Source organism: Alteromonas naphthalenivorans (assembly GCF_000213655.1).
Taxonomy (GTDB): domain Bacteria; phylum Pseudomonadota; class Gammaproteobacteria; order Enterobacterales; family Alteromonadaceae; genus Alteromonas; species Alteromonas naphthalenivorans.
On record NC_015554.1, the window covers coordinates 4,236,936 to 4,251,449 of the forward strand.

Sequence of the window (14,514 nt, forward strand, 5' to 3'; positions counted from 1 at the left end):
TTAACATGATTTAAAAACTAAAAAACTAACTGCCAGCACCTAAGCGTTCGCCTTGATAGCTACCATCTAGTACCGCTTTCCACCAACCTTCGTTGTTTAAGTACCATTCAACGGTTTTGCGAATACCGCTCTCGAAGGTCTCTTGGGGTGACCACCCTAACTCGCGTTCAATTTTAGATGCATCAATCGCGTATCGCATATCGTGACCAGGGCGGTCTGCAACATAAGTGATTTGCTCTGAATACTTACTGTCTTTAGGTTGAACATCATCCAAAATGTCGCAAATTGTATTCACTACTTCAATATTTTGCTTTTCGTTATGGCCGCCTATGTTATAGGTTTCGCCAATTTTTCCTTCAAGAGCCACTAGCACCAATGCACGGGCATGGTCTTCCACATACAACCAATCTCGAATTTGATTGCCTTTACCGTATACAGGCAATGGCTTGCCTGCTAAGGCATTTAGAATAACTAACGGAATTAGCTTTTCAGGAAAGTGATACGGGCCATAATTATTCGAACAGTTGGTTACCAATGTAGGTAGCTTGTAAGTACGTAGCCATGAGCGCACTAACTGGTCGGAAGACGCTTTACTTGCAGAATAAGGCGAGCTTGGTGCATATGGCGTAGTTTCAGTGAATAACGGCAGTTCAGCGCCCTCTTCTACTTCATCTGGATGTGGAAGGTCACCATAAACTTCATCAGTTGAAATATGATGGAATTTAAAGCCTTCTTTTTTCACATCATCAAGCGTTGACCAATAAGCTCGAGCTTGCTCAAGCAAGGTATAAGTGCCTACAACATTGGTTTGAATGAACTCACCAGGGCCGTCAATTGAACGATCTACATGAGATTCTGCCGCTAAGTGCATAATGATATCGGGTTGATGGGTATTAAGAACGGCTTTTACGCCGTCGGCATCACAAATATCGACTTGTTCGAACGCATAGCGCTCGTTATCTGATACAGACAAAAGCGACTCTAAGTTACCCGCGTAAGTAAGCTTATCTAAGTTTACGACTTTATGTTCTGTATAATTAATAAGATGGCGAACTACCGCCGAGCCAATAAACCCCGCACCACCTGTTACTAAAATTGTTTTCATACGTGTGTTACTCAATAATTATGCTTTTAACTCATCCATCATGGCAGACAATTGAGTACGCCAATGTGTAAGATTAAGTGATGAAAAAGTATCTCGTGTGCTGGTTTTATCTAGCACGCTATAATGCGGTCGTGAAGCCGGTGTGGGGTACTGAGAAGAAGGAATAGGCAATACCGGAATAGCCGAAGACAACAAACCTTTTTCAATACCAAGCTCTTGAATGGCTAACGCGAAATCGTACCAACTAGCTACGCCTTCATCAGTCCAGTGATATACACCTTGGGTTTTATTTTGCGCTGCACTTACGCACACTTCTGCCAACCCTTTTGCCCATGTAGGCGTGCCGATTTGGTCATCAATAACCGACAATTGAGGCTTATCTGCCATTAAACGCAGCATGGTTTTCACAAAGTTATTGCCATGTGATGAATACACCCACGCAGTACGAATTAAGCAACTTGAGTTAGGAAGTAATTCCAGCAAGGCTTTTTCGCCATCAGCTTTAGTTTTACCGTAAACCCCTTGAGGCTCAATAGTGTCATCAGTGAGGTAAGGCGAACCTTTGTGGCCGTTAAATACGTAATCTGTAGATACATGTACTAAAAATGCACCTGACTGCTTACAGTACTTTGCTAAATTTTCAACGGCAGTAGCGTTGATCGCGTGGCATAAATCGAAATCTTCTTCTGCTTTATCTACCGCAGTATAAGCCGCTGCGTTAATAATGACGCTTGGCGCTAGTTTGCTTAGCGTTTCAGATAATACCGATTCGTTGGTAATGTCAGTATCTTCAGGGCCTAAACATATAGTGTTTTCACCTAGAATACGAACCAATTCAAACGACAACTGGCCAGCATTGCCAATAACTACAATACTCATGTTTAATCCTTAAAACGTAGGGGCATCAACGAAAGCGACGCCATTTTCATCTTTTCCAGATAAAGACGGCTTTTCACCGTTAACTAAAGGCCAATCGATGTTTAAAGTTGGGTCGTTAAACTTAACCGACACTTCTGACTCAGGGTGATAGTAGTCAGTACACTTATATACGAACTCAGCAGACTCACTGGTTACATAAAAACCGTGAGCAAAACCTGCAGGTACCCATAGTTGACGTTTATTTTCAGCCGACAGTAAAACGCCGACCCACTTTCCATACGTAGGTGAATCTTTACGCATATCAACAGCAACATCATATACTTCGCCGCTGACTACGCGAACCAATTTACCTTGGGTCTGCTCCAACTGATAATGCAGCCCACGAAGGATTCCTTGGCTGGATTTTGAATGGTTGTCTTGCACAAATTCAACGTCTGCACATTCTTTTTTAAACCAGTCGGTGCGAAAGGTTTCAAGGAAGAAGCCGCGTTCGTCGCCAAATACTTTTGGCTCAATGATTTTAACGTCTGGGATGTCTGTTGCTATTGCTTGCATGTTTTACTTAATTCCGTTGGTAATACTGTGTACTTGAAAAGTACAACGCACTTAGTAGCCTTACTTAACGCGGTCGTTGATTACTTTTAGTAGGTAATCGCCATAGCCACTCTTTTTAAGTGGCGCCGCTAATTGCTCTAACTGTGCTGCATCGATGTAACCCATTCGATAAGCCACCTCTTCAGGGCAACACACCTTTAAACCTTGGCGCTTTTCAATAGCAGCTACGAAGTTTGCTGCATCTAACAGAGAATCAAGCGTTCCTGTATCAAGCCAAGCAGAACCACGCCCCATTAATTCAACTTTTAAGCTGCCATCTTGCAGATAAAGATTATTAAGGTCGGTAATTTCAAGCTCACCACGGTGTGATGGCTTCACTTCTTTAGCAAAATCAACCACACGATTATCGTAATAATATAACCCAGTAACAGCGTAGTTAGACTTTGGCGCTTCGGGCTTTTCTTCAATTGAAAGCGCGTTCCAGTTGTCATCAAAATCGACCACGCCATAGCGCTCGGGGTCGTTTACATGATAACCAAACACGGTAGCACCATGCTCTTGTTTAAAAGCATTTTGAAGTGAAAGCTTCAGGTCGTGACCATAATAAATATTGTCACCTAGTACTAATGTACAGCTTTCCCCTGCAAGAAACTCCTCGCCAATTAGAAAAGCTTGGGCTAAGCCATCTGGGGAAGGTTGAACGGCGTATTGAACATTAATACCTAATGCGCTGCCATCACCTATAAGTTCAATAAAACGCTGCTGTTCTTGAGGAGTAGTGATGATAAGAATATCTTTTATACCCGACATCATGAGTGTAGTAAGCGGGTAAAAAATCATAGGTTTGTCGTAAACCGGCATTAACTGCTTACTGACTACTTTTGTTAGCGGGTGTAGGCGTGTGCCTGAGCCGCCCGCCAGAATAATTCCTTTTCTCATACTAAGCCTTCGTGTTGTTTAGTTTTTTCTATACAATAGAGCTAATCATTAATGGTAACGGATAATACGCATGAAGCCCAGTCAGATTTGAACACTGCGCGCATTCCTATTTTTCAAATTCCTAAAAATCGAATTAGTTCAAAAAAGTACGTTGAATTCTATGACTAAAAAAACGCTTTACATACATATTGGATGTGAAAAAACTGGCACAACAAGTATTCAAAATGTTCTTGCAGACAACCGCAGTGCGCTCTCACAACAAAGGGTTTTGTATCCAAAAATAGGTAAACTCGACTTCGCACAATTGTTGCTTCCCGCTGCACTGCAGGCACTAGATTACCCACAACGCCCAAGAGCTGATTACTACCCTGGAAATGAAGAAATTGATGCCGATTCTGTTTGGAATGGGTTTATTGATTTCGCAAAAGCTAACGCAAGCAATGACATAATAATCAGTGCGGAACATTTTAGCTCTCGTACCATGGAAAATGGGCTACAGTATTTGAAACAAAAACTAAGCGGCCTAGATAACTTATTTAATCTAAAAATAATCATTTATTTGCGAAGGCAAGACAAGTTCATGGAATCTACTTACTCTACTATTATAAAGGCTGGAGGAAGAATAGGATTTGAAGACTTTTATAACTCTCACCTACCCTTACGTGAAAGGTACGACTTCAGCATTTTATTAGACCGGTGGGTTTCAGTATTTGGCAGAGACGCACTAATCGTTAAAGACTATGAAGCTGAAATAAAGGACAAGGGGCTACTATCTTCATTCTTTAACATTGTAGGCATCAATAGCGAAACCCTATCACTCGAAAGCCAAAATGAGAATGTATCTTGGCCCGTAAGTGTTATTGAATTAGCTAGATTGTGCAACTCGCCGAGGATCATTTCGCAACTTGGCAATAATCGAGTCAATTTTTTAAATGGTGTAGCAAAAAGCTTAGAGCAGAAAGAACGCAATAAAATTTATCGTTTCAATTCCGAGCAACGCCAAGCTATTTTGGATTTTTATTACGCATCCAATCGTCAAGTCGAGATTGAATACTTTGGGGATAATGCTTTTTTAACCAATATTTCAAGCACACTAAAAAGCGAAGAGTCAACGTTAAATAGCGAAGTAACATTAACCAAAATGGATATTGCTGATATGTTCGCGCGTTTTTATTTAACTAACAATCAAGTCGATTAAGTAATTAAACCGCTAATTTTCTCAATATTTATCCGCTAATACTAATTCCTTTTTTATCGGCCACTAATGATGTTAGTGGCTAATAAATCACACTTATTTGCCTAGTTAGCAAACAGACGCTAGTATTTTCTACACTTAGCTAGTCCCAATCCGAACATCCAAAAATAAAAAATAATAATCTATAGGGATATCACAATGGTAACACACTTTAGACTCAGCGCTGGCTCAGTAGCGTGCAGTATTTGCATGGTTTTAACAGCAACTTTATCTAGCGCTGAGGCTTTTGATAATTCACCCACAACTAGTCAACACACTAGCTCTACCCAAATCTACAGTTCTGGCGAGTGGGAATTTGTTTCCAGTAATGCAGGAGTTAAACGTTACGGTGGTGCATACGTAGGGCAAACAGTTAGGCCATTTGTTATCAACGAAAAAGCCTATTTTTTATTGGGGAATGCTACTACCAGAGGTGCCCATGCTACCAACACTGCGCTGTCGATAGACCTCTTAACGGGCGACATTAATGAATCCGCAGCTCTTGGAATGAATTACTTACTGGGTAATGCAACAGCAACGTACCAGAGAAAAATCTTTTCTATTGGCGGAGTAAATAACGCCATAAATTATACATTAAACAACGTAGTAGAGTATGACCCTGCTGGGGACCGTTGGCGACAGCATTCTGCAGCGCCACTAGCTAGGTCGGGATCGATAGCTGAGCAATATAATGGTAGAATTTATGTATTCGGTGGGTGGGGTTTTGATACTTATAACAGAGCCAATATAAAGCTTGGCGCAGATGGTTTTTTCTTCACTGAATTGTCAGAAAATCCAACCTGGAGAAAGGATGTTCAAGTTTACGATATAAATACTGATACTTGGAGTGTAACTATCAACGCACCAACTGAAACAGAGTTTATTGACAGTGAAATTATTGGTAACAAAGTATATCTAACAGCAAAACCTTCGAATGACGACCCCGAGCACTTACTGTCAGTATTTGATATTGCAGAATCTGAGTGGCACTCCATAGAGCTTCCTGAAACACTTTATCATCAAAAAATGACGAAAGTCGGAAAACTCCTTATTATTTATGGTAAGACGTCTGATAGTTTAACCATAAACAGTCAATGGTATTCATACATATACGACACAGACGAATTACAATGGTCTTTAGGCAAGTCTCTGCCAAACTCAGATGAAATATCAACGTTTGATATAGTCGGAAGCGGTTCTTCACTTTATTACATCGAGTTTTCCGAAGATGAAGGTGACGATAAATCAAAAGACGTCTATAAACTCGAGCTAGATGTTACTCCTACAGAACCTTTACCTTATGAACCCTGGCTTCCCAAAGAAATAGCGTCAGAAACACTAAGTAATAATGATAAAATAAGCATTAATAGAAAAGGTAATGTTGTTAACCTTGTATTGAACAACTCAGACGACTACCACCTGATCCATGGTAGCTTTGACGGCGTGGCCCAACGCGCAGCATTAAGGCGGGCAACCGCATCCATCTATGAGCAGCTCGAAGATTCCTATAAATTTATCTATTTTATATTCAACGAGCCCACAAAATCGCAAGACTCTAACGCTTATGGTTATCATGTGCCGGTTCAAAATAGCATCAGTGGAATTGGCCAAGGTATTTTCGACTTTTCGAATTCTTATGGCAGTGAAGGAAAATTGGAAAGTATTGTTGTACTTCCGACCCTATATGACCTTACCTACGGTCCCTCTCTTCATGAACTAGCGCACCGATGGGGGAATTACCTTAGTTACCCACTTGAGTCCCTTCGTCACAGTGATTGGTTAGGCTACACAGAGCAACAGCAATATCACTTTGGATATCAGAGCGCTGGTGGCCAACTAGGAGGCTGGAACGATTTTGACTTCAACCTTGATAGTGGAAACCTTTACCTACTTAGTGACGCACCAGAAGGTACTGCAGGCTTCTCAGGGCTAGGGCCAGGTAATAACTCGGCCAAATATAGCCCGCTTGAACTCTATCTGATGGGCTTGAGCCCTCCCTCACAAGTGCCCGATATTATCGAACCCGCAACCCAGCCTATAGAAACTGAAAGTTACCCTATTTATCAGATAGATAGCTTTGATACTATTTCCATACAACAAATTATTGATGCAAATGGAACTCGCATACCCTCTTATGATGCTACTGAGCCTACTTTCGATACACTTTTTGTGGTCGTTTCTCAAGAATACCTTACGGATGACGAGTGGCACAGTTACGAACATCAAGTGAGTAACTTTGCGCGGGACGGTAATGACGATTACCAGCGGTTATTCAATTTTTGGGAAGCTACCGATGAGAAAGCAAAGCTTGTCATTCCAGATGCCAAGTTTACTTTCACTCAATATAAAAGTGACTCAGACGATGATGGTTTATTTGACTACCAAGAAGAAGAATACGGAACGAGTATTAACAATGCAGACTCCGACTCCGATGGCATTTCCGATTTTGAAGAAGTCCAAGTAGGACTAGACCCACTAGATAGCGCAGATGCTGATGCTGACTTTGATGGAGACGGTTTATCAAATAAAGAAGAAATAGAACTCGGCACAAATATCTATTCTGAAGATACTGACGGAGATGGTATAAATGATGCTAATGAAATAAGTTTAGGGTTAGACCCTCTTAATGACACCGACGCATCACGTGCACCAGATATTTTCATTCAGTTTTCCGACATCAATAATGATAAAACCAAAGATTGGTTAAAGTACCGAATTGAAGACGCAGTCGCAGCATTTAGCCTCATTGATGCAAAACAATTCAATATAATCTCAGAGTTTTCCGTTTCCCACCCTTTTCAGTTGGCATCATTAAAAGTACTTGGTGACCGAAACGCTGATGGCATTGAGGACCTTGGTATTTTCGGATTTAACCAAGGTGTAGAACGCTACCAATTATATATTTTAGACGGAAAGACCGGAGCTAGCTTGGGGGTATGGAATTGGTCAAACACGCTTGATGACGTTGTTTTTAAACTTCTTCCAGATTTAACTAATAATGGAATTGAAGAGTATGCCATTGAAGGCACACATAAAATTAATGGCGCTCGACAATTGTTCATAAAAAATGGTGTAACAAAGCAGACACATCAAACGTTTAAATGGGTAGATAACTGGGTAAATACACGCTTGGTTGTAATGAGTGACATTACTAGCGATAGCGTGCCAGAAATTGCTTTATATGGAGAACATAAGCGGCTAAATAAAGGTCAACTATTTGTATTTAGTGGCGCCAATGCTTCTGAAAAATTAACAGTTTATAACTGGAACAAATTATGGAGTAACTTAAGGCTGCATAAAATGGACGATATAGACAGCGATGGCACTACTGATTGGGGACAATTTGGTCAAAGAATAGATGATGGTCGATACCAATGGGTAGTTAAGAAGGGCCACGATAAGCAAGGCGTTATAAGAACTTTTAGTTGGCCTGCAGATCTAATTAACGTTAACTCCATATATCTTTCCGATAGAACTCAGGATGGTATTGGAGAAGTAGCAATTTACGGCAAAAATAGCGTGGGAAATACTTTGTTACGCATCAACGATGGCCGCTTACCGAACCAAAGAATCGCGAATTTTAGTTGGCCAGCTTTATGGCATGATGAGCATATTCAAGAGGTAGGGGATTTAAACAATGACGGACTCAACGAAGTTATATTGTTAGGAATTCATGAGCGTACTGACACTTACCAACTTGTCATTAAGGATGGAGCCACCACTGCAGAGTATGGTCGTATTTGGCTAGAAGGTGACAGGGCAAACATCAAAATTCACTCATATGATGCTAGCAACGATTCACACGACGACATTATTGTAAATTCGATATCGAAGGCATCGCTAGAGCGAATTATTACTACTTACAGTGGCAAAGATCTTTCGTTGCTTAGCACCCATACCTATTAGTTTAGTAATTTGAAGAGGTTATTAACAACGGTTAGTAACGCTTTAATTCCTCAAAAAGAAAACCCTCCTACTGCCGTTCAGTAAGAGGGTTTTACTTTACCAAGATACAATCGCTAATCAAGCAACTGGTATTTATCTACCCCAGCTTTAGACTTACCATAAACGACAACTGTTGGCGTACCATCATAATCAATGTCTCCTATAAGCTTAAAGCTTGGCTTAGCCAGCCAGTCATTACCTAAATTCACGGTAGCATATGCTCCGTTACTCGCTATACCATCTTTAATACTAAGCTCGTAGTTACCATTACTTCGCAATCCAAACAACATCACTTCGTTCACTCCGTCATTAGTAAGATCGCCTACTACGTCAAAAGATACTTCAGTCCAATTACTTGGCCAACCGTAATTTACCAGTGTAGTTGAACGGCTTGTTCCATCTCTAACTGTCAATTGGTAACGTCCGGCGCTTGTCCGGAACCCCCCTACGGCCAGTTCATCTACACCATCTGAAGTGAAATCTGGAATAATGTGAAAACTCGTAGACTCCAAATCCTCCGGCCACGTGTAAATACCTAATGTACCTGAGGTCGACACACCACTTTTGGTGAATAGTTGGGGTTTATTATCATCCTTCCTTGTTCCGAACATGCCCCAATCATCAACACTATCGCCGTTAATATCAGATAAACGGTGCCAGCTTACATTATTCCAGTTTGCTGCAAAGTTGTACGCCTTTAATTTGTTACCCGAATCAGTGCCATCTGTGATTTTAATTTGCACTTTTCCATTGCGTTCGATTTCGCCAAATAGACCAACATCATCTACGCCATCACCATTGAAGTCACTGAGCTGATAGAACTTCGGATTTTTAAACAAACTAGGATAGCCGTAAGTAGTAACATTTGAACCGCTTACTGCATCTTTGACAAATAGTTGTGGGCGCGCACCTTCTACAATAAAGCGCCCTTGCATGCCAAAATCAGCTATTCCATCGCCCGTAACGTCATCTAAAACCACTAAGGATGTCTCTAGCCAATTAGCAGACCAGTTATACACATTTATCCGATTACCCGTTTTACCATCTTTTACGAATAGTTGGGGTTTGATTACGGCATTACCTGAGGCGTCGTTGGCGCTTATCATCCCGAAAATACCAATTTCCACACTGCCGTTTCCATTAATATCTTCCAGTATATAAGCTTGAACATCTTGATATTCAGTAGACCAATTAATATTGTGTGAAATCGTATCGTTAGCTCCATTTACTACACTCGCTGAAACGATACCATCAACAACAGATATTAATGCGAAATCATCCGAACCATCGCCCGTAACATCACCAACCGATAGCAGATCAGTAAGCCCTGACTGAGCCTCGTTATAAATAGAAGGCCAATTATCAAGCCTATCGATAAGTCCATCTCCGTCTGAGTCCTCACTCAATGGGTCTAAACCCAGCGCTATTTCTACGCTATCTAAAAGGGAATCGAAGTCAGTATCTTTAGGATCTCTGTTATCTGGTGAAAGGCCGTTCAGATACTCTTGCAAGTTTGTATAACCATCGCCGTCTAGGTCATCGCCAGCATCAGACGAATCTAACCAATTAGCTAAATGAGAATAGCGAAGCTCCCAAAAATCAGGAATTCCATCCCCATCACTATCATGATTAGTATCTATCTCGTAGGCATTGCCGACCCCGTAGGAGGTTTGCAGTAATGTGGTAGATAGGTTGTTAGAGGTATGCTCAGCAAAGTAGGTAGAAGTTAAAACCGAGCCATTAGAGACTCCATAACTACCGGTAAGCAATAGTGGAGCTACCGAAACATTAGAGATCTTGCTACCCGCCATGTTTCCTAAATCCCACAAAACCCAATCCCTAAAAGTACAATATGAGCCATTTGTACATCCACCACCTACAATATCTGAACTGTAAACTCGGGTACCCTGAGGGGGCATAAAATAGAGCTCAACATCTGCCAACTCAGTAAGCTTATTATTTTCTACACCAATGGAAATTTGCATCTGCGCCCCTTGCTGTAAAGGGTATCCCACGGTTTGCGTAGCAGTAATAGAAAGGGGCCTTTCTTGGATAACATTAACTTGCGATGCAACAGCCAGTGTTCTTGTTGTAGAATTCGCCACAATACGAGCATTGGTATGTATAGTATCACCGGGCTCTAAGTTGCTATCAGCCGCAAGCGTTATCGATAGTTGATGCCAGTTTCCTACAGGAATGTTACCCAGAGGCCAATAAACAATATCGTCTACTACTTCATATACACCTGATGCAGAAACGAACTCAGCATTACTTGGAACTGGTACTTGAAGCATTGCACTTTCAATAATTTGTTGGCTAGGGTTGCCCACTGTCACTTTTAAGCTTATCTCTTCGCCAGCGGACATATGATGAGAGGTAGAGTCAATTGCTAACTGAGGTAAAGCACCTCCTAATTCACTGGTATATGCTAATGTGGGAGTAGCGGTAAGTACGTAATCTGTAGTGGAACTTTCAAGTGTAGCGTGTGCCACGCTTATGCCACCAGCTTTGGCTTGGTAACTATAAAAAGGAACAACTACAGCCCGTGTTTCACCAGCTGATAGCTCGCCAAATTCATACACTACTCGCTCGTTGGCATACTTTGTTGAAGAACCATTAAGCGGCAATGCATCTGGAGTATAGTACCTTGAGTAGTTTCCTGGTTGAATGACTAACTCTACGTCAGCATGACTTACATCATCTGTATTACTTATGATAAAGCTGGTAATACCTTGCTCGTATGTCACATCTAACGTTAGTGAAGTATCTGCCTTGACGACAATGCTTTCGTTAGAGCGGGTTAGCGACTCGCCACTTTGTAGAATATTTGACTTAACAACCACTGCATCAGCATCGTTTAAAGTATTACTAACAGATGCGGTGAACGAACGCTTAGCAGCATATCCAGATGTCAACGTGCCTAACTCCCATTGAACGACACCATCGGCAAAACTACCTCCATCGTTAATAGTTTCCACATTGAGCCCTTCAGGTATAGCTACTTCCAACACTAAATTTTGCATATTGGTATTAGACTCATTGCCATAGAGCACTTCAAAGTTAATACTTTCGCCGACCTTTACAACGCTACGATCACTCGACAAGTGACTGCTTATTGTACGTTCATTATCGAACGAATATGTATTTCTTGTACTTTGAATGAACGAATCTAAACCATCTGACAGTACTGCATTCTCAACCCAAGGCTTACCATCAATTTGCCGATAACTATTCAAAGGAAATTGAACTACTTTCGATTCACCTGGATTGATCACATCGAACGTGTAGTACATCCAATCTGTAGCATAGAAGGAGCTATTGGTATAATAAGGGTATGTGTTGTTTCCATAAACACGTACTCCTGCGTCAACTGAAACGGCCAATACCACATCCGTTCGTACCGTTGTACCTGGGTTAGAAATAACGTATTTACTATAGCCGTAGTGTGCGTGTGAACGCGTATCGCCTGTTATAGTTGGAGTTAGCACTAGTGGCATTGTTTCAGTTACGATTAGTACCTCTGACGCACGCGCTAAGGTAGTTGAACTGCTTTCTAAGCCAGCTGCCACTTTGAAGCTGTCTCCCGCCGAAAGATCTTCATCTATCGTTACTGTTATGAAACGCTTAACAGAGGTACCGACTGCGAGGCTGCCTATACTCCATTTTATATTCGACCCATTTATTTCAGCATCATTGGTAGCCGACTGCGCTGTAACCTGTCCCGGTAGAGTGAGTGGGACGGCCAAATTCTGAATAGTAGAATCGCTAACATTTGCTATATTAAGCTCTAAAGTGACCTCATCACCCGGCATCACTATTTGCTTATCGCTTGCTACCGTAAATACCACGGAATTTGTTGCACTATAAAGAGTTGAAGGCTTAGTACCTTGTATAAATGCACTCACAGAATCACTTAGAATTACATCGCTTATCTGCGGTGCGCCGTCTATTTGATTATACCCACTGAATGGCAACGTAAGTATGTACTCTTCGCCCGGTGCTAAATCGCCAACAGAATAAGAAGCCCAGTTGTCGCCATAATATGTACCGTTAGAAGGGGCTGATGGATAACCGTCATTCCCAGCAAAACGTGTTCCAGCAGAAGTTGATATATTTAGTGCTACATCTGTACGGGTAATATTGCTAGTGTTGGTCACCACGTATCTTAAATAATTGTAGTGGCTTGGGGACCGAATGTCGCCTATTTGCCCGATAGTGAGACCTAAGGGTCTGTTATCCACCACAGATACTACTTCACTGGCGCGGGATATACTAAGCCCGCCGTTATGGATGTTAGCTGTTGATTTAAATATGTCTCCAGCGTCACTAGTTTCTGGAGCCCTTACTTTCAAATAACGCTTTCCACTGCTTCGCGCACTTAATGTCCCAACTGACCAAGCTACGCTTGTATCTGAAACCACACCACTGTCACTAGCACCAATAACTTCGAGCTCTTCCGGCAAAGTCAGCTCTATCACCGTATTTTGGTAAGCCGTATCTGTTAAATTACCAAAACTCAATTCATATTCGAAAAACTCACCCACTTCCACTTTCTGTTTATCTGATGAGATACCAAGCCGAATGCTCTGTTCAACGTCCCATAGATATACCGAATGAGAAGCTTGAAGCTCAATACCATCTTCACTGTATAATACGGCGTGTAGGTCTATTGGCATACCGTCTAGCGGGTTATATACCGACATAGGGACAAGTAGGCTAGTTGATTCGCCAGGAAGAAGTTCCTCTACCGATAATGCTATCCATCTATCCCCATAGAATACGCCAGTAGAAGGAACCGCTGACGCAGGCCAAATTCTACTTCCGTAAAGCCTAGAGTAAGATCCTGCTTTAACGTATAACGTCGAATTCGATTGGATCTGACTACTGTTATTCACTACAGTAAAGCGATAATCACTAGCTTGACCTGTCATGGCTGTATCACCAAATACCGCTGTTTCTACCAAATAGTTATTTGAATTGCGCACCACCACCATACTCTCTGAGGTCTGTGCAGCAGATAGACTACTATTCCTTGCCCACTTAACCTGTGTTTTATAAACGGTGCCGTTTGATGCGTTATTAGGTAAGCGTACCGTAAAATATCGTTTTTCTCCGCTGCCTCCACTTAACACTGAGGCACTTTGCCAAACCACTTCACCGCCTACTAAACTCCCCTCGTCCGAAGCACTAACAAAGGTCGCCCCGCTTGGTATTGCAGCCGAAATGTAACTACCTGCGAAGCCCGTATCGCCAATATTCCCCACGGTTACTTCAAATGTAACATCTGAACCCGCCTCTACAAATGCGTTTGCCGAAGTAGTCTTCATTAGAATACTTTCTTCATCAACATACGTAACTAGAGCCGTATTCGTGACAGGCGTAGGGCTTCCCCCATGAGTTACAGATGAAGAAATTGTCATTTCGCTGTCATAGTTGTCGTCGAATAAGCTGTTTGGATACAAAGGAATGGTAAATAGCGCAGAGCCACCTGAAACAATAGTACCAACATTATAAGAAACCACCCCGCTACAGGTATTACACGTAAAATTGGGAAGTGCGGTATAACCTTTAAACTCAAGACCCGTTGGCGCAGAGACGGTAAGCGTGACATCGTTTCTGGTAACCGAGTCATTATTTATTAACGCCACGGTATATACTAGATAACCGCCCTCGCGTTTGATTTTATTGTCGAGTGTCGTTTCAATTTCTAACGCATGAACAGACGTAGAAGCGAAAACGCTCATAATTGAACAAAAGATAAGACGCCAGAAGAGACGCAAAAAACTAGCCCGTAAACGGGATGAGGCAATTTGACTTTCCATGATAAACCCTATTGCAAATTTTGTAATTAAAGGCA

7 protein-coding genes are annotated in these 14,514 nt (G+C 41.7%); 2 read left to right on the forward strand and 5 right to left on the reverse strand.

All coding sequences use genetic code 11. From position 1 onward, the window contains the following. Positions 1 to 25 precede the first annotated feature (25 nt). The 4 genes from rfbB to rfbA are packed head-to-tail and all read right to left on the reverse strand — an operon-like array spanning position 26 to position 3,478. On the reverse strand, positions 26 to 1,105 hold the full coding sequence (rfbB, locus tag AMBT_RS18530; RefSeq protein WP_013786180.1) for a dTDP-glucose 4,6-dehydratase: 1,080 nt from the start codon (positions 1,103 to 1,105) through the stop codon (positions 26 to 28). Positions 1,106 to 1,123: 18 nt separating this feature from the next. Next, entirely contained in the window at positions 1,124 to 1,984 is an 861-nt protein-coding gene (gene rfbD / locus AMBT_RS18535; RefSeq protein WP_013786181.1) for a dTDP-4-dehydrorhamnose reductase, read from the reverse strand. Between the two features lie 9 nt (positions 1,985 to 1,993). After that, on the reverse strand, positions 1,994 to 2,539 hold the full coding sequence (gene rfbC, locus AMBT_RS18540) for a dTDP-4-dehydrorhamnose 3,5-epimerase (protein ID WP_013786182.1): 546 nt from the start codon (positions 2,537 to 2,539) through the stop codon (positions 1,994 to 1,996). Between the two features lie 60 nt (positions 2,540 to 2,599). Continuing rightward, positions 2,600 to 3,478, reverse strand: a complete 879-nt coding sequence (gene rfbA / locus AMBT_RS18545; RefSeq protein ID WP_013786183.1) for a glucose-1-phosphate thymidylyltransferase RfbA — start codon at positions 3,476 to 3,478, stop codon at positions 2,600 to 2,602. Positions 3,479 to 3,638: 160 nt separating this feature from the next. Between rfbA and AMBT_RS18550 the strand changes: the two genes are divergently transcribed. Continuing rightward, positions 3,639 to 4,676 carry a hypothetical protein gene (locus tag AMBT_RS18550; protein ID WP_013786185.1) on the forward strand — a complete coding sequence of 346 codons (1,038 nt, stop codon included), beginning with the start codon at positions 3,639 to 3,641 and terminating at the stop codon, positions 4,674 to 4,676. A gap of 246 nt (positions 4,677 to 4,922) precedes the next feature. Continuing rightward, positions 4,923 to 8,618 carry a Kelch repeat-containing protein gene (locus tag AMBT_RS18555; protein ID WP_148259129.1) on the forward strand — a complete coding sequence of 1,232 codons (3,696 nt, stop codon included), beginning with the start codon at positions 4,923 to 4,925 and terminating at the stop codon, positions 8,616 to 8,618. A gap of 113 nt (positions 8,619 to 8,731) precedes the next feature. Here AMBT_RS18555 and AMBT_RS18560 read toward each other — a convergent pair whose 3' ends face one another. Next, positions 8,732 to 14,479, reverse strand: coding sequence for a DUF11 domain-containing protein (locus AMBT_RS18560; protein WP_148259130.1), 5,748 nt, complete (start codon positions 14,477 to 14,479; stop codon positions 8,732 to 8,734). Between the last annotated feature and the right edge of the window lie 35 nt (positions 14,480 to 14,514).

Excerpts from the sequence above, each read along its gene's own strand:
- rfbA (WP_013786183.1), bottom strand. The coding sequence starts at position 3,478 with ATGAGAAAAGGAATTATTCTGGCGGGCGGCTCAGGCACACGCCTACAC.
- rfbB (WP_013786180.1), bottom strand. The coding sequence starts at position 1,105 with ATGAAAACAATTTTAGTAACAGGTGGTGCGGGGTTTATTGGCTCGGCG.
- rfbC (WP_013786182.1), bottom strand. The coding sequence starts at position 2,539 with ATGCAAGCAATAGCAACAGACATCCCAGACGTTAAAATCATTGAGCCA.
- AMBT_RS18560 (WP_148259130.1), bottom strand. The coding sequence starts at position 14,479 with ATGGAAAGTCAAATTGCCTCATCCCGTTTACGGGCTAGTTTTTTGCGT.
- AMBT_RS18555 (WP_148259129.1), top strand. The coding sequence starts at position 4,923 with ATGGTTTTAACAGCAACTTTATCTAGCGCTGAGGCTTTTGATAATTCA.
- rfbD (WP_013786181.1), bottom strand. The coding sequence starts at position 1,984 with ATGAGTATTGTAGTTATTGGCAATGCTGGCCAGTTGTCGTTTGAATTG.
- AMBT_RS18550 (WP_013786185.1), top strand. The coding sequence starts at position 3,639 with ATGACTAAAAAAACGCTTTACATACATATTGGATGTGAAAAAACTGGC.